Genomic DNA, 20,433 nt, shown 5'->3' on the forward strand with positions numbered 1-20,433 from the left:
ATCTTTTTAGACCAAAAAAGAATCAAAGCTCATAGGTCAATCCGCTCGATCCAGGTCAGCCACTCCTCGCCCTGCAGGTCGAAGATTCGAAAACCGGGACGCGACGCCTCGTCGATGGCGAAGCCCTCGGAGCCGGCCAGGAACTGATCGGTCGTGGAAGGGCAGCCGTAGACCCGCACCTCGCCATGCTCGAGCACTTGCCGCCCGGCAAAGGCCTGATGGATGTGACCGCAGAGAATCGCCTTGACCTGGGGGAAAGCGGACAACCCTTCCCACAAGGCATCGCGATCCTTGAGCCCGATCTCGTCGAGCCAGGCCGAGCCCACCGCGAGCGGCGGGTGGTGCATTGCCAGCAGAGTCGGTCGGGCGTCCTCGGCAAGACGTTCGACGAGCTGCCCCAGGCGCTCCTCGCCCAACTCACCGTGCGCATGCCCCTTGACGCAGGTATCGACGATCAGCAACCGCCAGGCGCCCAGATCGATATCGTCGTGGATGACCTTGACGTCCCGCATCAGCTCCTGCTGGTCGTGATTGCCTCCCAGCCAGAACCAGGGACACTCCAGTGTCGAGAGCACTCGATGGGCATGCTGGTAGGAAGCAGCCGTCTCGTCCTGACTGATATCGCCGCTGACGAGGACGACGTCCGGACGCTCGGCGCGAACGGCCGCCACCACGGACTCGAGCTGGCGCAAGGGGAAACCGGCACGCGAGCGGGCAGCGGGGTCGGCATGCAGGTGGCAATCGGTGAGCTGCGCCAGGCGCATCATCCCGGCAGTTCCGTCACGTTGGTGGGGTGGCCGTGCTCCAGGCCATGGGCCAACCATTCCCCCAGGAAGCGGTTGAGCTGGAGCTTTTCGTCGGGTTGGTGCATGCGCACGTTGGGATAGCGGTAGCGCCCGTTGAAGTGGCGCTCGCGCTGGAAATCGGTGACTTCTGCCATGCGCACGTCGTGATAGAGGTGCACGCGCATGCAGGGGGGGTCGATGACGGCGTCCATCAGGCCGCTCTGGCTCACACGCGCGATGGTCGTGTAGGGCGCCCGCTCCAGCACCGACAGCCACAGGGTGCCGAATCGACCCCGCCCGCCGGTCAGCTCGAGTTCGCGCGTTTCGCCCGCCCCCAGATCGCCCAGCAGCCGAACCAGGCGCAGGTAGTTGGCGCTGCACTCCCCCTGCAGGCCTTTCAGATCGGTGACATAGGCGGTTCTCGCCACGCTACCCCCTTGCTCTTAGAGATGCTCGTTCGGCCGCCAACCACTGGAGGGCGATCAGACACATGGCATTGTCGAGTCGTCCAGCCTGCAAGAGTTCCCAGGCATGATGAAAAGGTAACACGTGAACGCGAATATCCTCATGCTCTTCGTCCAGGCCATGCACGCCACCCAGCCCGTCACAGTCGACCAGAGCACAGAACAGCGTCACTCGCTCCGAGCAGGCACCGGGGCTCGGATAGTAGGTATACAGCTCGATCAGGTCGGAGACCTCGCAGCCGGCCTCCTCCATTGCCTCCCGCCGGGCCACCTCGGCAGCACTCTCGCCCCCCTCGACCAGACCGGCGACGATCTCGAACTTCCACGGGGACTCGGGATCGTCCAGCGCACCTGCACGGATCTGCTCGACCAGGGCCACGCTGTCGCGCTCTACATCGTAGAGCAGCACGCCAACGGCGTCATGCCGCACATGCACCTCACGCACCATCTTGCCGCTCCAGCCGCCCTCGAACAGGCGATGGCGCAAATGCACCTCGTCCAGGCGGAAGAAGCCCTGGTGCAGGCAGCGACGCTCGATCAGCTCGACATCGGCGCCGCCAAAGCTGGGCAAGCGGGCAGCATCCCGGCCGCTTTCCTGATTATCGGTCATGCAAACCTCCGAGTCTGCGAATGGCGACCATTATCGTGACCGGAGCCGGCCATGCCAACCATCGCCATGCCGATCCATGCGCCCCTTGCACGAGGCGCACGGGCAGGCAAGCCGTCAGAGCCGGGAGAGCAGCGCCCTGGCCTGCGCTCGCAGCGCCTCGTCCGATGCCTGGCGATCCTCGCGGGCAGTGCCGTCGGCGGCACGCTGAGCATGCTCGCGTGCCTCCTCGGGGCGCCCTTCTTCCTCGAGGAAGGTAGCATAGTAGTAATTGACGTCGATGCCGTCGGGGCGGATCTCCAGGGCGCGCTGGAACATGCGCTCGGCGGTCTCGCTGTCACCAAAACCGATGGGGAAGCCCGGCGCACGGTCGTACAAGGCGCCCAGCGTCACGTAGGCCGAGCCGTTGCCGCCCTGCGGATCGAGCTCGATGGCGCGCTCCAGGGCATCGCGCGCCGTGCGGGCGCTGCCCAGCGCCCCCAGACCGCTGCGCTCGCGCGCATGCGACGCCTCGATGATGCCGTACCAGATCAGCGGCTGGGCCTCGTCGGCATTGGCCTCGGCCAACCGCTCGGCTTCGCTGGCCAGCGACTTGAGTGCGCTGCGACGCTGCCCCTCTGCTTGCTGCGTGTTGATCCGCTCCCAGCGCTGCTTGAGCGCTTCCACTTCGCTCTCCCAGGCCAGGGCACCTGCAAGGGGGGCGAGCAGCAGGCCGGTACCCAGGGCGGCGGCGAGTAACTGACGTCGTAGCATGTCCAGACTCCTTTCTTACCTTTGGCGGATTGTTCTTGGGATACGGCGTTGCCGTCTCTCGGAATGTAACGAACGTTTGAATGATACGCCAGCCCATCATCGGTCCGAGACTGGTTCCGGCGGTATCAATGACGTATGTTGCTCACGCTAGGCAACGAAGGAGCGCTACGGCATGAAAGGCCGCAACATGACGCGCTGGCGCGACCCGGCCAAGGATCCGCGCCAGGAACCCAAGAGCAACCTGATCACCGCCGAGGGCGCCGAGCGACTGCGCGGCATCCTCGATCATCTCTCCCGGGTCAAGCGTCCCGCCCTCTCGGCCAAGGTGGGTGAAGCCGCGGCGCTGGGCGATCGCAGCGAGAACGCCGACTACACCTACAACAAGAAGGAGCTCAATCGGGTTATCGCACGCATCCGCTACCTGACCAAGCGGCTCGATGAGCTGCAGGTGGTGGACCGGCTGCCGGCGGATACCGACAAGGTCTTTTTCGGCGCCTTCGTCACGCTGGAGGACGAAGAGGGCGAGGAGCTGCGAATCCGCATCGTCGGCCACGACGAGACCGACACCGCCAAGCGCTGGATCAGCGTCGACGCCCCGCTGGCCAGGGCCCTGCTCGGCAAGGCGCTGGACGACGAGGTCACGGTAAAGGCGCCGGCAGGCGACACCACCTATATCGTGACCGAGATCGCCTACCGGGACCCACAGCTATAGGACATGGAGACGGTACGATGCCCGTCGTTTTCCGCTACAAGGGAATTCGCTTCTTCTTCTACTCGAATGAAGGCAATCCTCTGGAACCCATACACATCCATGCCGAGAGCGGAGACGGTGAAGCCAAGATATGGGTGCTGCCGCAAATCGCTATCGCCCACAGCAGTGGCTACAATAGAAAACAGCTTGCACAGCTCATGCAGCTGGTGGAAGAACATCGCAGTGAGATCGAGAGGGCCTGGAATGAGCATTTCTGCCAAAACCATCAGCTTTGACGAACATACCATGTGGGTCGAGCTTAGCGACGGCAGGACTCTCGGCATCCCGTTAGCATGGTTTCCCCGCCTCCTACACGCCAGTGCTGAAGAGCGCGAGCAGTGCCGTATCAGCTATTCCGGTAAAGGCTTGCACTGGGATGACCTGGATGAGGATATTTCCGTCGAAGGACTCATTGCCGGTCGAGGCGACACGACCCAACAGCATGGGCGCGTCGCCTGACGATAGTCCTTAGCGCCTTTCCTGCTTCGCTGTATAAACCCGAAAGCGGCGGTCGTCGGCAACAATCTGAAAGCCGCCGAAGGCGCTTTCCAGCAGGTCCGGATAGGGCAGGAAGGCATTGGCAACGAGCCACAGTTCGCCGCCCGGCATCAGGTGTTTTGGCGCTTCGCGGATCAAACGGCCAGCCGGTCCGTAGTCGATACTGCGCTCCTGGTGGAACGGCGGGTTGCTGACAATGGCAGTGAAACGTCGGCCGTCGAGCACCGAATAGACGTCGCTGCTCAAGGCCTCCCCCTCGAGGCCATTGGCAGCCAGGGTGCGCCGGGTGGCTTCAACCGCGAAGGCATTGACGTCGACCGCGGTCACGCGATGGCCGCGACGCGCCAGCCAGGCGGCGAGGATGCCGTCGCCACAGCCCATGTCGAGTACGTCTTGCGCCTTGTCATGCCCCGGCAGTTCCGCTTCGAGCCACTCGAGCAGCAGTCGGGTACCCTCGTCCAGCTTGCCGTGGCCGAACACGCCGGGATGGCTGACGAGCGTCAGTCCCTCGGCTTCGAAGGTGGTCCAGGCCGCATCCGGGTCGATGCCGACCTTGCCGAGGCGCGTCTCGAACAGGATGCAGCGCCGCGCACTATCGAGCTTGCGACAGCCCAGCCCCAGAGCCGCCAGCACCTTGAGCACCCGCTTGATGCCGCCCTGGTTCTCGCCGACCAGTTGGAGCGGCGTGCCCGGCGGCAGATTGGCGCACAGCCACAGCAGCCACCACTCGCCGAGCAAATGGCTCTTGGGCCAAAACAGCACCGCGCCGGGCAGCCCCTCGCCGGGCACGGCATCGAACGGCGAGAAGGCCGGGCGCCCGCGCTCGCGCCAGGCTTGCAGTACGCCATGATCGGCACTGACGACACTGCCCTGCCCCGCCTCGAGCCAGGCATCGCGCGGCGGCGCCACCCACAGCCAACCGCGATAGTCGGCCTCCTGGCGCTCCAGCAACTGGCAGACGGGCGTTTCGGCACTCATGGCGCGCGCTCCTCGTTTGTCGGTTCGTCCTTCGTCAGCGTATAGAGCAGGTAGCGGCCCAGTCGCCAGTGCGGCTCGGCCTGGCAGTAGCGACGCTCCAGGGCCACCAGACGCTGCCAGTCGTCCTCGCTGGCCGGCGGCTGGCGCAGGTAGTCATGAAAGACGCGGATGCCCGCCACGCCGCGGATCGACAGGCCGCACTCGCGGCTCCAGGCAACAACCTGCGCATGGCTCAGCGGCGAGATGGGGGTCAGCCGCTGACGCTTGCCGGTACCCTCGAGGCGGTCGTCCAGCGCCTTCTGCAGATTACCCTTCACCACGTTGGACATGCGCAGCGCATCGCGATTGAAAACCATCAGCGACAGCTGGCCACCGGGGGCAAGCCCCTCCGCCAGAGTGGCAAAGGCGGCGCGGGGATCGCTGAGCCACTCCAGTACGGCGTGGCAGGCGATCAGCTGCCAGGGGCCGGGCGCATGATCCAAAAGTGCCTGCAGCGGCGCCTGCACGAAGCTCACCGGCAGGCCATCGAGAGCCTCCCGGGCCTGGTCGAGCATGTCGCCAGCGGGCTCCAACAGCGTCACCGGGTGGCCGCGCCGGGCGAACCAGGCGGAGAGCTGGCCCAGACCGCCGCCCACGTCCAGCAGCGGCTGGCCGTCAAGGTCGAGCAGGCGCGGCAGCAAGTCGTCGAGCAGAGCCAGGCGCAGCTCGCCGCGCGGGCCGCCATAGAGGCTGCCGGCGAACTTCTCGGCCAGGCCGTCGAAGTGACGGTCACCGGCAGACGAGAGCGGGGTGGAATCGGTCATGGCGGGAACCACGTCAGCAAGGTGTGGCGCGCATTCTACCTATCTTGCCAAGGCCTGGGCAGGTGTCGTCCCCAGCCCGACTCGGCCTCGACCTGAGCCGCCAGCGCCAGCAGGCGGTGCTCGTCGCCCATCGCACCAACCACCTGCACGCCCACCGGCAGGCCCTGCGTCGTCACGTGCAATGGCAGCGACATGGCCGGCTGGCCGGTCAGGTTGGCCAGTTGGGTGTAGGGCGTACGTGACAGCGCATCGCGCGCCAGATGCTTGAGCATGCCCGCCTTGAGCGCCAGCGCCGCCAAACCGGGAATCGCCAGCAGCCCCATCAGGCGCTCGTGCGACGGAGGCGGGTATAGCTCTCCCAGGCGCGGCGCCGGCGCCGCGGTCACCGGCATCAACAGCACGTCGTAGCGACGGTGGAACGCCCCCATGGCGCGTGCCGCGGCGTTCCAGTCGCGCTTGGCCAACTCGTAATCGCGCACCGGCAGGTGGCGTCCCAGGCGAGCGATGGCGCGGGTGGAGGGCTCGATCTCCAGACGCGTAACGGGCACGCCGGTCTCGCGGGCGATCCAGGCCAGGTCGGCGCTCAAGTGCCCCAGGTAGAGCGTCAGGTAGGAGTTGGCCAGACGCTCGCCATCGACCGGCGGATCGGCCCACTCGACATGATGGCCGAGCCCTTCGAGCATGCCAGCCGCGGCTTCCACGGCCTGGCGCACCTCCGGATCGAGCTTGGTGCCGAGCGGCCTGCCCAGCGGTTCACCCAGCGATACCGCCACGCGCAGCGGCTCGGGCGGGCGCTCGATACCGGCCAGATAACCCTGCTCGCGCCTGATGGGATGGGGCGAACCCTCGTCCATGCCGTTGATGGCGTCGAGCAACGCAGCGCTGTCCCGCACCGAGCGGGTCACGGCATGCTCCACCACAGCGCCCTGCCATACTTCGGCGTGCAACGGGCCCTGCGGCACCCGCCCGCGCGACGGCTTGAGCCCGAACAGGCCGCAATAGCTGGCCGGAATGCGGATCGAGCCGCCGCCGTCGCCGGCCATGGCCAGCGGCACCAGCCCCGCTGCAACCGCTGCCGCCGCCCCGCCGCTGGAGCCGCCGGGCGAGTGAGTCGGCCGCCACGGGTTGACCGGATGCGGGAAGGTCCGCGGCTCGGTGATCCCCATCAGTCCCAGCTCGGGCGTCGCCGTCTGGCCGAGGATTGCGAAGCCCGCCTGGCGCAGGCGCGAAACCAGGGTCGAGTCGACAGGCGGCTTCCACTCGGCCAAGGCCGCACTGCCGAAGGCCAGCGGCTCGCCCTCGATCGCCATCAGCAGGTCCTTGGTCAGTGTCGGCACCCCGGCGAACGGCGCCGCCGGATCGACGCCACCGGCCTCTTGCCGGGCACGCTCGAAGCGCGTGCGGACCACCGCCTGAAGCCGCGGATTCCCTCGCTCGATGGCACGGCAGGCGGCGTCGAACACCTCCTCGCGACTCACCTCGCCGCTGCGTATCAGCTCGGCCAGCCCCAGGGCATCGTGCCGGCGGTACTCTTCGATTTCCATGCGCGCTTCCAGCTACTGAGGACAGGCTCGATGATGGCCGCACGACTCCCGGCTTGGCAACACACGCAGGGCAAGCGGTTTATCTCGCTGCCACAAGCGCTTATAATGCGCAGCCGTGCGGCCCCCATAGCTCAGCTGGATAGAGCGTCCCCCTCCTAAGGGGAAGGTCCCAGGTTCGAATCCTGGTGGGGGCGCCAACCTGTTTCCACTCCCCTTCCGCGCTTCTGCCCGGCGCATCTGGCTCCGTGAAGCAAACCCTGCCTTGACGAACGCTTGCAGGCGATCGCTTGTGCTCTCCGTCGCTGGCGGCTACGGTCAAATACCCATGCCGCCAAGACGAAAGGCCAGATGCCCATACCGTTCACCATTACCTCCTTGCCCATCGCCATCGTCCTGTTCGGCATCTGCACCTTGGTGATCGGTATCGTAGGGACCAGGCTGGCCGGTATCGTCGACCATCTGGCAGATCGCACCGGGTTGGGGGAAGCCATGGCCGGTGCGGTACTGCTGGGCATGGTCACCTCGCTTTCCGGCATCGTCGTCTCGGTCTCGTCGGCCTGGACCGGCAAGCCCGAGCTCGCCATGAGCAACGCGCTGGGGGGAATCGCCGCCCAGACGGTGTTTCTCGCATTTGCCGACATCGTGCACAGACGCGCCAATCTCGAGCATGCCGCGGCTTCTCTGGGCAACTTGATTCAGGGGGGATTGCTGCTGTGCCTGCTGAGCCTGCTGCTGGTCGGGCGCTTCGCGCCGGAATGGACCATCTGGCAGATTCACCCGATCACGCCGCTGCTGTTCATTGCCTATCTGTACGGCCTGCGGCTGGTCAAGATCTCCAAGGCCAACCCCATGTGGCGACCAGCGAGGACGCGCGAGACACGCCCCGACGTGCCCGAGGAAGCCTCCTACGAACGCTCGCTGACCTTCCTGTGGCTGTTGTTCCTGCTGCTTGGCGCCAGCATCGGCATCGCCGGCTGGGTGCTCGAACGCAGCGCCACGGTCATCGCCGAAGAGACCGGGCTCAGCCAGGCCGCCGTAGGCGTGCTGCTCACCTCGGTGGCTACCTCGCTGCCCGAACTGGTAACCACTGTCGCGGCGGTGCGGCAGGGAGCGCTGACCCTCGCCGTGGCCGGCATCATCGGCGGCAACGCCTTCGACACCCTGTTTGCCGCCGCATCGGACGTGGCCTACCGCGACGGCTCGATCTACCACGCCATCCCCGATCACGTGTCGCTATGGGTGGCCTTGGCGATCCTGATGACCAGCGTACTGATCTTGGGCCTGCTGTTTCGCCAGGAGAAGGGACCCGGCCGGATCGGCTTCGAGAGCGTGACGCTCATCGCCCTGTACCTGGCGGGAATCGTCATGCTACTGGCGGGATAGCCCGCGGGGAGCCGCTTTCGAGCCGGCAGGGCTCAAGCCGCCTCGCCTCTCAGATGCAGGTAGAGCGGATCGAACTCCCCTGTCTCCATCAGGCCTTCCCAATCTGGCAGATGGATCCGCGTCCTGGTGGTTTCGATCAGCCCAGCGTTGCGCAGCGCCTGGAAGGTGCGACTTACGTGGACGGCGCTGATGCCGATGGTATCCGCCATCTCCTCCTGGGTGATCGGCAATTCGAAAGAGTGATCCTCGACCAGCCCCACCGCCCTCAGGCGTATCAATAGCTCACAGAGCAGGTGGGCGACACGGGCGTAGGCATCGCGCTGGCCGATATTGAGCAGCCACTCGCGATAGATCGAGGCATCGATCAGCGTCTCTCGCCAGAAGGCGGCGGTGAGGCGCGGGTGGTGCTCGCACATTCGCCGTGCGTCTTCGTGTTGAAAAAAACCGACCGCGCATGGGCTTATCGAGGCGATGCTGATGTCCATGACCTCCAGATGCAGGCTCTGCAGGTCGGGGATGTCGCCCGGCACGTGCAGCGCCATGATCTGACGCTTGCCCCCCACGCTCAGCTTGTAGACACAGGTGAAGCCCTGCAGGATCAAGCAGCACTGGTACGGTCGCTCGCCCAGGCGCACGATGTCCTGGCCGGACTTGAGCTCCACGACCTGGATCGGTAGCTCCCGGATGGCCCGCGCCTCCTCGTCCGTGAGCGGAAATATGCTCGACAGCTTGCGGTTCATCAAGGCGTTGGCGCTGAGAGAAGGGAAAGAGGACTCGCGGTCATGGTGCGCTCCGGGCCTTTGGCTGTGGATAAATCTCCGTGCGTCTGTGCAGTGTAGTGGCGGAAGGGAGATACCGGCCAACCGCATTAGATCGCAGCGATGATGCCTCGCATGCCACGGACAGTCACAAGACGGTAGGAAAAATTGTGGTAGGGTAAAGGCTTCCAAAGGAAGTTCAGGCAGGAGGCCCGAATGTTTCAACGCACAAGGAAGGTCGCATGTCCCCACTGCAACGGTGCCAACTTCTGGCACGGCAACCCTAGGCCAACGGACGTGCTAAGCTGCCGCTACTGTGACGCCGATGTCATCCGTTACGACGAGTACGTCGAGCAGGCGGCACGACACGAGGCCGAGCGGCTGCTGGCGGAGTTCGTCGAGAGCGACATTTCACGCGACCTCGCCCACCTCAAGGCCGTGCTGGCGACGCCCGAGCAGAGACCGTGCCAGTGAGTAGACATATTGTCCGAGGCGACTGAGCCCATCTCATCGAAGCGGCCACCCCATCGGGTGGCCGTTTCGTTTGCGCACTTCTTGTCCGTGAGGCGAATCGGAAGGCTTCGGCTCCGCCCTGCTACCAGCGCGGTGTCCCAATCAGGAAGAACCAGCATAGTGGCCGGAACGCAGCAAATCGCAGGCGCAAAAAAACCGGCCCCGAAGGGCCGGTTCTATCGTCGAGTGAATCGACGTAGCTTGCTGTCCTTGCTGGACGGCGGGCTCGCTTAGAAGTGGTAGCGAGCGCCGGTCAGCCAGTACATGTCGTCGCCGTCGGCAACGTCGACATCGGGATCGGTGACTGATACATCGATGTCAGGCTGGTCGCCCTGGTACAGCTCGAGGAAGACGTCAAAGTTGCTGGAGACCTTGTAGTAGGCACCGGCAGCCCAGGCGGTACGATCATCCCAGCCGTTGTCTGCATCTTCGTTGTCAACACTAACGTTATAAACGTCAGCGTTGAAGGCCCACTGACCCATGGCGTAGGTCATACCCAGGCCCCAGGTGTCAAAGCCATCGAAGTCTTCGGCATCACCACCAGCTTCAAGGGCAGCATCATTGCTGTCGCGAGTTTCGTAACCGAGGCGAGCGGAGAAGTTGTCAGTGAAGGCGTAGGAAGCGGTAGCCCCGTAGAGCACCTCGCCAGAACCACCAGCACGGCCGTCCTCGTCATCGACATAGCCCAGCGCCAGGCGCAGCGGGCCAGTCTCGTACTTCACGCCACCCTGGGTAACGATCTCGTCGTCCCCATTGGTTTCGATTTCAGCGTTTGTCTCGCCGCGCTCGCTGTAATGCTTAGCGGAAAGGAAAGCCTGGAAGCCGCTCAGGTTCGGGGTGATATAGCCCACGGAGTCACCACGGGCCTGGTAGCCGCCACCAACTCCTTCGGTCAGGTTGAGACCTTGGTCGATGTAGACATCGAACGGAGCGGCAACGTGGCTGTTGTAGAAGCTGTCGTAGTTACCGGCCATCACGGTACCGAAGCTGGCGCTCTCGAGGCCGATATAGCTGTGACGCACTTCGTTGAAGCCGTTGGCGGTATTGCGCTCGTCGCCGGTGAAGCGCCACTCGACGCGACCGAAGGCCTTGAGGTCGCTGTTGATCTGGTGGCTCATGGAGATGCCGAGGCGAGAGTAGACATCGACGAACTCGGCGCCGTTGTCTTCAGCTTGGCCATTACGCACTTCTTCCGGGCCGCCGCCGGCGATACCCATGGCGATACGGCCGTTGACGATCAGCTGAGTGCCGTCCTGGTCGTAAACGGTGGCGGCCTGAGCGGCAGCGGAGGCGCCCAGGGCACCGGCAATGGCAGTCGCTAACAGTGTCTTTTTCATCTCTATAGTTCCTTTACTAGCTTACTGTTTCGATCGTTACTGCACGATCAGGGATCGGTGCAGGTAGCTTGCCGGGCATGGGTCCCGCCGTACTCGGGCCGGTTCCTTCTCAGGAAGCGCCAGGGCCGGTCATGACCTCAGCGAAGCCTTGTTATAGTCCAATGCTCGCAGGTAGAACTCTATACCGGGAAAAATGGGAACGCAATAAGAAAAAACACTGTTTTCCTTCGACGCTCGCTTCCCCGACGGAACTTTTCCCTGCCAATGCGGTCTTGGGCGCTCCCGCCCAGGGGCCGCGTGCCGCAGGCAATGGCAGTAAGTGTTGCCTGGCAGCGATGAGCCCGCACATCATGCCCCGCTGATTAAGCAGAGGCAAGCACCCTAATAAACGCTCAGGAGAAGCGAGCCTTCAGGGCCCCTTCGCCTGGCCGTTGTGCTTGGCCAGCAGAGCCGAGAGCTTGGCCTCCATGCGTGCTTCCGGGTCGGCCGGGGTGGCAGGAGTCGCACTGGCCGGCGCCCCCCTCTCCTTGGCTGTCGGGGCGGGCTTGGGCTTGGCCTTGCGCGGCTGGCCCCTTGTGTCGTCGCGGCCGCGGGGGGCCTTGCCGTCGCGCCGGGGCGTGGCGCCCGCTGCACGGTCACGCTCGCGCCGCTCGCTCTGCAGGCGTTCGAGCTTGCGCTTGGCATGCTCGGCGGCCTGGGCATCGACGCTGCCGGCGGGCTCGCCGTCGAGGTCGAGGCGCTCGGCGCCCTCGCGCACCGCCTTGAGGTAACGCGGCAGGTTGACGTAGCCCGCCAGCGCCCGGCGCACCAGCTTCTCGGGCCAGGGCTCGCGGGCGGCGAGGTCGTGGTGGATGCCGACCTTGAGCGGCCGGGTGTGGCCCTTGAAGAAGGTTCGGGGATAACGCTGGTACCACTGTTTCAGCAGCGCATCGGCGGATGGCGCCTGCTCGATGGCCAGCGCCCCCTGGCGCTCCCTGTCGGCAACGCTTTCTGCATTCGGCTCCGGGGTCGCCTGGGGCGAGCCGGAGGCAGCCGGCCGCCAGACCGGGGCGGGGCGTGATTCGACCGGGGGCACAGCCTCGGCCGACGACTCGGCGCCGGTTGGTGCATCGCCTGGGCGCGCCGGGGCTGCCCGCAGCCCTGCAGCTTGATCTTCCCGCGGGCGCTGGCCGATCAGTGCCGCCAGCCCTTGGGCGCGGCGCGCCGGGCCGGGAAACGCCGGTGCCGGCTCGCCCTTGCGCAGCCGCTCGCGCAGGCGGGCATTGTCCTCCTCGAGCTCGCGATTCTGCTCATCGAGCTCGCGGTTCTCTTCCATCAGCTCGAGCCGCTCCGCCTCGAGCTCGGCCACTCGCTCCTGCACCTGTTGCAGCCGTTCGCGGCAGGCGTGCAGCTCCGTGAGCGCATCGGCGGCACGTGCCTCCAGGGCGCTTAATAGTTGTCGTGAACGCTCTTCGATCAAACCGGCATCCTCCCGGAAAAACGCGGCACCAGTGCTGGGCGAGCGATTCGCCGCGTTGCCCCATGCCTCCGCCTAGTGTGTGTCACAAGCGAGGCGCTGACAAACCATCCGTTGAATGGAACGTTTTCGCCCGTCAAGACCGGCCGAAAGGCCCGGCGCAGCCAGCCTAGCGGCGACGATACTCGACGAAGCTGAACGCCGGCTGGCCCGGGTTGGGCAACCCCGGCACCCGCTGCACTTCCTCCCATTCGCGCTCGTCGAGCGCAGGAAAGCGGGCGTCGCCCTCCACCTCGACGTCCACCTCGGTCAAATAGACGCGACTGGCATGCGGCAACGCCTGGGCGTAGATCTCGCCGCCGCCCATCACCATGATCTCCTCGGCGGCGTCGATGGTGGCCTGCTGGTCGGCCAGGAACAGCGCCGACTCCAAGTCGTGGCAGACGCGCACGCCGTCGTGCTGGAAGCTGTCGTCGCGGGTGACCACGATATTGAGCCGTCCGGGCAGCGGCCGGCCGATGGAGGCGAAGGTCTTGCGCCCCATGATCAGCGGCTTGGCCTGGGTCATGCGCTTGAAGAACTTGAGGTCCTCGGGCAGATGCCAGGGCAGCTTGTTGTCGATGCCGATCACGCCGTTGCGCGACACCGCGGCGATCATCGCCACCGGCACCAGGGTCTCGTCGGTCATACCGCTACCTCGGCCTTGATATGGGGGTGGGGGTCGTAGCCCTCGATGGCGATATGCTCGAAGCGGAAGTCGAACAGCGAATCGACGTTCGGGTCGAGCACCAGTCGCGGCGCCGGGCGCGGCGTGCGCGACAGCTGCAGCTCGGCCTGTTCCAGATGATTCAGGTAGAGATGCGCGTCGCCCAGGGTGTGCACGAAATCGCCTGGCTCGAGCCCCGACACCTGGGCGATCATGCGGGTCAGCAGCGCATAGCTGGCAATGTTGAACGGCACGCCGAGGAAGATATCGGCGCTGCGCTGATAGAGCTGACAGGAGAGCTTGCCCTGCGCCACGTGGAACTGGAACAGGCAGTGGCACGGCGGCAGTGCCATCTCGTCGACCAGCGCCGGGTTCCAGGCCGAGACGATCAGCCGTCGCGAGTGCGGGTGGGTGCGGATCTGCTCCAGCAGCCTGGCGATCTGGTCGACGTGGCCACCGTGGGGATCGGGCCAGCTGCGCCACTGGTAGCCGTAGACCGGGCCAAGATCCCCCTTTTCATCGGCCCACTCGTCCCAGATGCTGACCCCGTTCTCCTTGAGGTAGGCGATGTTGGTGTCGCCGCGCAGGAACCACAGCAGTTCGTGGATGATCGAGCGCAGGTGCAGCTTCTTGGTGGTCACCAGCGGAAAGCCGCGGGAAAGGTCGAAGCGCATCTGGTGGCCGAACAGCGAGCGGGTGCCGACGCCGGTGCGGTCGGCGCCATCGACACCCTGCTCGAGAACCTGGCGCATCAGGTCCAGGTAAGGCTGTTCGAGCGGGGGCTTGGCATTGTCATCTGGCATCGTTGGGCAAAACTCTGAAAGGATGATCTATAGGACCGAAGTCTACCGCCTCTCCGGCCCCCCTCCTACTCCCGTTCGGTTTCACTGCGTGACCAGCACTTCATCCATCGGCTGACGCCGCGACCAGGCGATCAGCGCGATGCCGAAGGCGATCATCGGCAGCGTCAGCAGCATGCCCATGGTGAACCAACCAAAGGCGAGATAGCCGATATGGGCATCGGGCAGGCGGAAGAACTCCACCAGGAAACGGAACGTGCCGTAGAGCAACAGGAACAGGCCGGACACCAGGCCACGGCGACGCGGCATGGTCGAGACCCACCACAGCACGACGAACAGCACCAGCCCCTCGAGCAGGGCTTCGTAGAGCGAAGTGGGGTGGCGCGGCTCTGGCCCCATGCCGGGAAACGGCATGCCCCAGGGCAGCTCGGTGACCCGCCCCGGCAGCTCGCGGTTGATGAAATTGCCGATGCGCCCCGCCCCGAGGCCGATGGGCACCATGGGGGCGATGAAGTCGGTCAGCGTGAAGAAGGCCATGCCCTTCTTGCGCGCGAACCACAGCGCCGCCAGCAGCACGCCGATCAGCCCACCGTGGAAGCTCATGCCGCCGTCCCAGACGCGAAACACCCACAGCGGATCGGCGGCCCACTGACCCAGGCCGTAGAACAGCGCATAGCCCAGCCGGCCGCCCACCACCACGCCGAGGGCCGCGTAGAACAGCAGGTCGCCGACGTCGTCTCGGCTCATCCCGAAGCGCTCGGCCCGCAGCCGGCCGAGCCACCAGGCCCCCACGAAGCCAATGACGTACATCAGGCCATACCAGTGAACCTGGAAGGGGCCGAGGGAAATGGCCACCGGGTCGATAGCGGGATAGTTCATGTCCACCTCAGAACAGGAAACGGAGTCCCACGGTCAGCAGCAGCGCCGCGAAGGCGAGCCGCAGCACGCGGGGCGAAAGCACATGGGCCAGGCGTACGCCCAGCCTGGCGAAAGGCACGCTGGCCACCACGATGCCGAGAAAGGCAGGCCACATCACGAAGCCGGTGGCCCCCGCCGGCAGTGCCGGGTGCCCCCAGCCAACCACGATGAAGGTCAGCGCGCCGAACAGGGCGATGGGCAGGCCACAGGCGGCGGAGGTGCCCACCGCCTGGGTCATGCTGGCACCGCAGCGGGACAGCCAGGGAACGCAGAGAGTGCCCCCGCCGATGCCGAACAGCGCCGATACGCCACCGATGACCCCGCCGGCGAGGCCCATGGCCAGCCGCCCGGGGGCCGCGCGCCCCGCCTTGGGGCCGATACCCAGCGCCATCCTGAGCGCCATCAGCACCACGAAAACGCCGAACAGGGTACCCAGCCGTCCGCCCGACAGCGCACCGGCGACGAACACCCCGGCCACCGCGCCCAGCATCAGCCCGGGCAGCAGGGAGAGAAACCACTCGCGGCGGATGCTCCCCCGCTGGTAGTGCGCCCAGGCCGACGAGGTACCGGTGACAAGGATGGTGGCCAGCGAGGTGCCGACCGCCAGGTGCATCGTGACCGCCCCGTCAATGCCCTGAAAGCCAAAGGCGAAGACCAGGGCCGGCACGATGATCAAGCCACCGCCGACGCCGAACAGTCCCGCCATGGTGCCGGCCGCCGCCCCCAGCCCCAGGTAACCCAGAAACGTGACGAGGACGGTCATGTCGTTGACGATTCCTCGAAGGCATCGGGTCGCCAACGCTGGAGAAGCTCGATCAGCTCCCGTGGCCCATAGGGCTTGGCAAGGTAATCGTTCATGCCGGCCTCGTCGAAGCGACGCCGGTCGCTCTCGGTGGCATTGGCCGTCAAGGCCACCAGGATGCTGCGAGCGGTATCGGGCCGCTGCGCTTCCTGCTCACGCCAGCGTCTGGCCGTCTCCACGCCATCCATGCCGGGCATGAAGATATCCATCAATACCAGGTCGTAGGCATGGCGACGCTGCAGCTCCAGCGCCTCCTGGCCGCTGGCAACACTGTCGACTCGCAGCCCTTGCCGCTCCATGACCTGACCGGCCAGCATGCGATTGACCGGGCCATCGTCCACCACCAGCACGCGCAGCGAAGCAGCCCGCCCCGCCGGCAGCTGCATATCGCGCAGTGCCGCTTCGCCCTGCTCGCCTGCCAGGCTGCTGATCAACAGCAGGATATCGGCGATACGTTCGCTCAGATGGGCATTTCGCTGCGGATCGATACGGCCGTCCTCGACCTTCATCTCACGGGACAGCTCGGAGAGCAGAGGCTCCAGCTCACGCTGCAGCAGCGTCAGGTAGCGCGACTTGAGCCGTGAATCCTCACGGGCTCGCTCCCGGGCCGCCAGCAACCCACCCAGTTCATGCGATCCAGCGCGTTCGAAGAACAACAGCTGGTAGGGCGGCGCCTCCAGCCACGCCACCTGAAAAGCGCGCCAGCGGCCTTCTCCGTCCAGCAGCTGCACCTCGCCGGGCTTGCTCCCGGCCGCTTCGGCAACGATCAGGCGAGTCGCCGGATCCTGCCCGGCCAGTGTCTCCAGGCTCTCACCGAGCAGTTGCTCCATGCCCAGGTTGGCGCTCACGATTCGCCCGTGGTAAAGCAGCATGGCCGGGCGCTGGCTGGCCGTCAGCAGGTCATCCAGGTTCGGCATCTGCTCGAGTCGGGACTGCAGCTCGAGCATGCCGTCATGCAACGTCTCCAGGCGCGCGATGACCGCCCCCTCCTCGTCGGACGGCTGGCAGGGCGCGCCGAGCCAGCGCGGCAGGCTCTGCTCGGTCTCCTGCAGCAGCCTTTCGACGCGGGCGAGACGGCCCTCGATCTGTCCCTCGCACTCGCGGATGGCGTGACGCAACTGCAGGAGAAAGGCCGAAACGGTCAAGGTGGTGCCCACCAGCAAGGCCACCAGCAGCCAGGCGGATTCGGCCCAGGAAGTCGGATCGGGGGTGGCCACCCACAGCACGGCCCCCACCAACAGGCAGAGCAGCACCAGGGCTGCCTGGGCCAGCAGCAGTGGCCAGAGCAACGGCCAGATCAGGTACGACCAGAAGCGGTCCTTGCGGGTTCCGACGGGCATTCGCATCCCTGTGCCAGGCTTTGGTGCAGTGAGTTTACGTCGCCGTGTCCCGACTGTCATGGACAGTGCGAGGCATCCAAGTGCGCACGCTGCAGTGAGATTCTTTCCCGGCTATGGCCCTGTGCCACCCCCTCGGGGCCGTAGCGATACTCCTCCAGCTCGATGGCACCCGCTTCGGCATCCCAGGCGAGCCAGGTCGTGGCGCGAGTGCCGTAGTGCTCACCGACGATGAAGGGCGACGACAGGCGCCGCTCCAGCTCGAGGCCAACGCCGGTATCCGGCAAGTGCGCATCATCGGCCGGTTGTGTCGCGGAAAACGCCGCCACGGCATCCTCCGGCCAGCGACGGCGCAGCGCCTTCGCCAGGCCCTGACGGGCCGCGATCAGCTTGGGCCAGGGTGTGTCGAGGCTGGCGTTCGACAGGCCATGGGTACCGGGTGACACCTCCGTGAGCAGCAGTCGCTCACGGCTGCGATGCAGGTGCCAGAGGCGATGGCCGTCGCCGGCCAGCAGGTTGAAGCCGGCATAGCGCCAGCCGTCGCCCTCGGCCAGTCTGGCCAGCCATCCGGGCAGGTCGGGGCACTCCAGCGCCTCGCGCACCAATTGCCCCCGGCTTGGCGCATCGGCGGGCACCCTGAGCGCCGGGTCGCGCACGTTGGTGACGGCCGCCATGCGCCCGCGGCGATGCACCGCCAGCCAACTGCCGCCCGCCTCCAGATCGCGACCGCCGACGATATCGGGCGCATCCTGCCAGGGCCCCAGCGACGCCGTGGGGCGCTGGTAGAACTCGTCACGGTTGGCGATCAATCGCAGCGGCACGGACGCTCGCGGGCGGTAGTCGAAGGCGATCAGGCACATGGACGCGCTCAGTCCCGTGGCGGCAACAGGTGTGCCAGCTGCCACTCGTTGAGCCGGGCGAACAGGTGGCTGCGTACGGCGGCCGGGGTGTTCAAGGCCAGGATCTCATGCACCAGTGCCTTGGCGGCATCGAGGGAGACCCGGCGAATCGCGGCCCTGACCCGCGGCAGGCTGGGCGCATTCATGGAGAGCGAGTCGAAGCCCATGCCCATCAGCAGCAGCGCCCCGGCCGGGTCACCGGCCAGTTCGCCGCATACCGAAATCGGCTTCTTCAGGCGTGCCGACTCCTCGGCCAGGCGTGCCATGGCGCACAGCACGGCCGGGTGGCAGGCATCGTAGAGGCTCGCCACGCGCGGGTTGTTGCGATCCACCGCCAGCAGATACTGGGTCAAGTCGTTGCTGCCCACCGAAAAGAAGTCGGCGCGCTCGGCCAGGGCATCCAGCTGGTAGAGGGTCGCCGGCACCTCCAGCATCACGCCGACCTTGGGCCGTGGCGACACGATGCCCTCCTCGCCCAGCTCGCGAATGGCGCGATCGAGCATGCGCAGCGCATCGTCGACCTCGTCGACGTTGGTCACCATCGGCAGCAGGACCTGCAGATTGTCGAGGCCCTGGGAGGCACGCAGCATGGCACGTAGTTGCACCATTAGCACTTCGGGGTGGTCGAGGGTGACGCGGATGCCGCGCCAGCCGAGGAAGGGATTGGCCTCGTCGATGGGAAAATAGGGCAGATCCTTGTCGCCACCGATGTCGAGGGTGCGCATGACCACCGGCAGCGGCGCGAAGCTCTCGAGCTGGTCGCGATAGAGGCGCGCCTGCTCCTGCTCGCCGGGAAATCGTTCGGCGATCATGAACGGCACTTCGGTTCGATACAGCCCCACCCCGCTGATGCGTTTCTTGAGCGATACCGTGGTGTCGATGGCCAGACCGGTGTTGACCATCAGCGGCATGACGTGGCCATCGGGAGTCTCGCTGGGCAGGTCCTGCTCGTGCTCGAGCACTTCGACCAGTGCCGCCTCTTCGGCGATCAGGCTTTGGTAGCGGGTCTTGAGTTCCTCGGAGGGTCGCACGAAGAGCCGGCCTCGATGTCCATCGAGCACTACTTCGGCACCGGAGAGACGCGGCAGTGGCAGGTCGACCATGCCCAGCACGGTGGGCACCCCCATGGCCCGCGCGACGATCGCCACGTGGGAGGTACTCGAGCCGCGCACCGAGACCAGCCCGGCAAGCCGCTCCCTCGGCACCTCGCCGAGCGTGGCCACGCTGATCTCGTCGCCTACCAGGATGGTGCTCTCGGGGAAGGTGTCAGGGACCTGAGGCGTCTCTTCCTGAAGGTGGGCGAGTACCCGACGGCCCAGGTCGCGGACGTCGGCCGCCCGCTCGCGCAGGTAGTCGTCATCGACCCGCTCGAGATACTGCACGTGGCGGCGCACTACGTCGGCCAGGGCCCCGGGAGCCCACTGCCCCTCGCGTATGCGCTTCTCGACCTCCTGGGAGAGCGCCGCCTCGCTCAGCATCTGTTGATAGACCTCGAACAGCGCCAGCTCCTGGGCCGAGATGCGGTTGGCCAAGCGTTCACCCGCGGCGCGAATCTCCTCGCGCACGCGTTCGATGGCCTCCTTGAGACGCACGATCTCGTACTCGACATCGGTCGGGATCAGGTCGGGCACGCTGTCCAGGTCGGCCAGCGGCGCCACTACCACCACTTCGCCGATGGCCATGCCGGGCGAGGCGGCAACCCCGGTAAACAGCGCCTGGCCATCAGGCAAGGCGGGCCGGCTGAGGCTGCCAGTTGCCAGGGCATGGGCCAGCACGCCGGCGAGCTGTGCGCCCATGGTGATGAGGAAGGCTTCGTCTTCCTCATCGTAGCGCCGCTTCTCCGCCTGCTGTACGACCAGCACGCCAAGCATGCGACGCTGGTGGATAATCGGTACGCCGAGAAAGCTGGAGTAGCGCTCCTCGCCGGTGGCCTCGAAGTAGCGGAAGCGTGGATGTGAGGGGGCGTCCTCGAGGTTGAGCGGCTCCTCGCGCTCGGCCACCAGGCCGACCAGGCCTTCCCCTACCCGCAGGCTCACGTGCCCCACCGCCTGACTGTGCAGGCCGATGGTCTCCATCAGCACGAGCTCCTGGGTCTCCCCCTCATAGAGATAGAAGGAGCATACGTCGGTGTGCATGGCCTTGCGGATACGCCGAACCATGGTCGCAAGCGCCGCATCGAGATTACGGGCACCGTTGACCTCTTGTATGACCCGGCGCAGCACCTCCAGCATCGGCGTCTTGCTTTCCATTATTGTCGTACCTCGCCTGGCTGAGGAATCAAGACCCAGCTCCGTCACCCGGGGAGAACGGGGCTTGGTTGGCGGGGCCCTGCGTAGCCCCT

22 protein-coding genes and 1 tRNA gene are annotated in these 20,433 nt (G+C 66.0%); 6 read left to right on the plus strand and 17 right to left on the minus strand.

What is annotated here, in order from left to right; genetic code table 11:
- Positions 1-29 precede the first annotated feature (29 nt).
- The 4 genes from KPL81_RS00660 to KPL81_RS00675 all read right to left on the minus strand — a co-directional run bounded on the left by KPL81_RS00660 (position 30) and on the right by KPL81_RS00675 (position 2,609).
- Complete coding sequence (locus KPL81_RS00660) at positions 30-764, minus strand: phosphodiesterase (protein ID WP_209478674.1); 735 nt, start codon at positions 762-764, stop codon at positions 30-32.
- Entirely contained in the window at positions 764-1,213 is a 450-nt protein-coding gene (locus KPL81_RS00665) for a DUF1249 domain-containing protein (protein ID WP_209473497.1), read from the minus strand. The genes KPL81_RS00660 and KPL81_RS00665 overlap by 1 nt, the downstream gene beginning before the upstream one ends.
- Position 1,214: 1 nt before the next feature.
- Complete coding sequence (locus KPL81_RS00670; RefSeq protein WP_219790269.1) at positions 1,215-1,859, minus strand: NUDIX domain-containing protein; 645 nt, start codon at positions 1,857-1,859, stop codon at positions 1,215-1,217.
- A 114-nt stretch (positions 1,860-1,973) separates the two neighbouring features.
- Positions 1,974-2,609 (minus strand): TRAP transporter TatT component family protein, encoded by a 636-nt coding sequence (locus KPL81_RS00675; RefSeq protein ID WP_219790270.1) that lies wholly within the window; start codon positions 2,607-2,609, stop codon positions 1,974-1,976.
- Between the two features lie 172 nt (positions 2,610-2,781).
- On the opposite strand from KPL81_RS00675, the gene greB reads away from it, so the two are divergent.
- From greB to KPL81_RS00690, 3 genes are read left to right on the plus strand one after another with little or no spacing between them, the layout of a single operon-like run.
- Complete coding sequence (gene greB, locus KPL81_RS00680) at positions 2,782-3,321, plus strand: transcription elongation factor GreB (RefSeq protein ID WP_219790271.1); 540 nt, start codon at positions 2,782-2,784, stop codon at positions 3,319-3,321.
- A gap of 17 nt (positions 3,322-3,338) precedes the next feature.
- Positions 3,339-3,596 carry a DUF4160 domain-containing protein gene (locus tag KPL81_RS00685; RefSeq protein WP_219790272.1) on the plus strand — a complete coding sequence of 86 codons (258 nt, stop codon included), beginning with the start codon at positions 3,339-3,341 and terminating at the stop codon, positions 3,594-3,596.
- Complete coding sequence (locus tag KPL81_RS00690) at positions 3,565-3,819, plus strand: DUF2442 domain-containing protein (RefSeq protein ID WP_219790273.1); 255 nt, start codon at positions 3,565-3,567, stop codon at positions 3,817-3,819. The genes KPL81_RS00685 and KPL81_RS00690 overlap by 32 nt, the downstream gene beginning before the upstream one ends.
- Before the next feature lie 9 nt (positions 3,820-3,828).
- On the opposite strand, the gene KPL81_RS00695 is transcribed toward KPL81_RS00690, so the two are convergent.
- Genes KPL81_RS00695 through KPL81_RS00705 form a run of 3 tightly spaced genes read right to left on the minus strand, consistent with a single transcriptional unit; the run spans position 3,829 to position 7,183 of the window.
- The gene (locus tag KPL81_RS00695; protein WP_219790274.1) at positions 3,829-4,836 is read right to left on the minus strand and encodes a methyltransferase; all 1,008 of its coding nucleotides are present in this window, start codon (positions 4,834-4,836) and stop codon (positions 3,829-3,831) included.
- Complete coding sequence (locus KPL81_RS00700; protein WP_219790275.1) at positions 4,833-5,639, minus strand: methyltransferase domain-containing protein; 807 nt, start codon at positions 5,637-5,639, stop codon at positions 4,833-4,835. Before KPL81_RS00700 ends, KPL81_RS00695 begins: the two co-directional genes overlap by 4 nt.
- A 35-nt stretch (positions 5,640-5,674) precedes the next feature.
- Complete coding sequence (locus tag KPL81_RS00705) at positions 5,675-7,183, minus strand: amidase (protein WP_219790276.1); 1,509 nt, start codon at positions 7,181-7,183, stop codon at positions 5,675-5,677.
- A gap of 120 nt (positions 7,184-7,303) precedes the next feature.
- Between KPL81_RS00705 and KPL81_RS00710 the strand changes: the two genes are divergently transcribed.
- A tRNA-Arg gene (locus KPL81_RS00710) sits at positions 7,304-7,380 on the plus strand.
- Positions 7,381-7,531: 151 nt separating this feature from the next.
- Positions 7,532-8,566, plus strand: coding sequence for a sodium:calcium antiporter (locus tag KPL81_RS00715; protein ID WP_219790277.1), 1,035 nt, complete (start codon positions 7,532-7,534; stop codon positions 8,564-8,566).
- 32 nt (positions 8,567-8,598) lie between these two features.
- Here the strand turns inward: KPL81_RS00715 and KPL81_RS00720 are convergent, their stop codons facing one another.
- A complete protein-coding gene (locus tag KPL81_RS00720) occupies positions 8,599-9,306 on the minus strand; it encodes a Crp/Fnr family transcriptional regulator (RefSeq protein WP_219790278.1) in 708 nt (235 codons plus the stop codon).
- 234 nt (positions 9,307-9,540) lie between these two features.
- On the opposite strand from KPL81_RS00720, the gene KPL81_RS00725 reads away from it, so the two are divergent.
- Positions 9,541-9,798: a hypothetical protein gene (locus KPL81_RS00725; RefSeq protein ID WP_219790279.1), complete on the plus strand. Its 258-nt coding sequence runs from the start codon at positions 9,541-9,543 to the stop codon at positions 9,796-9,798.
- Positions 9,799-10,067: 269 nt separating this feature from the next.
- Here the strand turns inward: KPL81_RS00725 and KPL81_RS00730 are convergent, their stop codons facing one another.
- The 9 genes from KPL81_RS00730 to ptsP form a co-directional block, all read right to left on the minus strand.
- Entirely contained in the window at positions 10,068-11,174 is a 1,107-nt protein-coding gene (locus KPL81_RS00730; protein WP_219790280.1) for a porin, read from the minus strand.
- A gap of 409 nt (positions 11,175-11,583) precedes the next feature.
- Positions 11,584-12,633: a ProQ/FINO family protein gene (locus KPL81_RS00735; RefSeq protein ID WP_219790281.1), complete on the minus strand. Its 1,050-nt coding sequence runs from the start codon at positions 12,631-12,633 to the stop codon at positions 11,584-11,586.
- Positions 12,634-12,799: 166 nt separating this feature from the next.
- The gene (locus KPL81_RS00740) at positions 12,800-13,318 is read right to left on the minus strand and encodes a dihydrofolate reductase (protein ID WP_219790282.1); all 519 of its coding nucleotides are present in this window, start codon (positions 13,316-13,318) and stop codon (positions 12,800-12,802) included.
- On the minus strand, positions 13,315-14,139 hold the full coding sequence (locus KPL81_RS00745) for a thymidylate synthase (protein ID WP_219790283.1): 825 nt from the start codon (positions 14,137-14,139) through the stop codon (positions 13,315-13,317). The genes KPL81_RS00740 and KPL81_RS00745 overlap by 4 nt, the downstream gene beginning before the upstream one ends.
- Before the next feature lie 81 nt (positions 14,140-14,220).
- On the minus strand, positions 14,221-15,015 hold the full coding sequence (gene lgt, locus KPL81_RS00750; protein WP_219790284.1) for a prolipoprotein diacylglyceryl transferase: 795 nt from the start codon (positions 15,013-15,015) through the stop codon (positions 14,221-14,223).
- Between the two features lie 7 nt (positions 15,016-15,022).
- Positions 15,023-15,817 (minus strand): sulfite exporter TauE/SafE family protein, encoded by a 795-nt coding sequence (locus KPL81_RS00755; RefSeq protein WP_219790285.1) that lies wholly within the window; start codon positions 15,815-15,817, stop codon positions 15,023-15,025.
- Positions 15,814-17,196: a response regulator gene (locus tag KPL81_RS00760; protein WP_219790286.1), complete on the minus strand. Its 1,383-nt coding sequence runs from the start codon at positions 17,194-17,196 to the stop codon at positions 15,814-15,816. The genes KPL81_RS00755 and KPL81_RS00760 overlap by 4 nt, the downstream gene beginning before the upstream one ends.
- Positions 17,197-17,252: 56 nt before the next feature.
- Entirely contained in the window at positions 17,253-18,053 is an 801-nt protein-coding gene (locus tag KPL81_RS00765) for an NRDE family protein (protein ID WP_219790287.1), read from the minus strand.
- Positions 18,054-18,061: 8 nt separating this feature from the next.
- Entirely contained in the window at positions 18,062-20,323 is a 2,262-nt protein-coding gene (gene ptsP / locus KPL81_RS00770; RefSeq protein WP_209478676.1) for a phosphoenolpyruvate--protein phosphotransferase, read from the minus strand.
- Positions 20,324-20,433: the final 110 nt, after the last annotated feature.

The sequence above is a fragment of the Billgrantia antri genome, from assembly GCF_019430905.1.
GTDB lineage: Bacteria > Pseudomonadota > Gammaproteobacteria > Pseudomonadales > Halomonadaceae > Halomonas > Halomonas antri.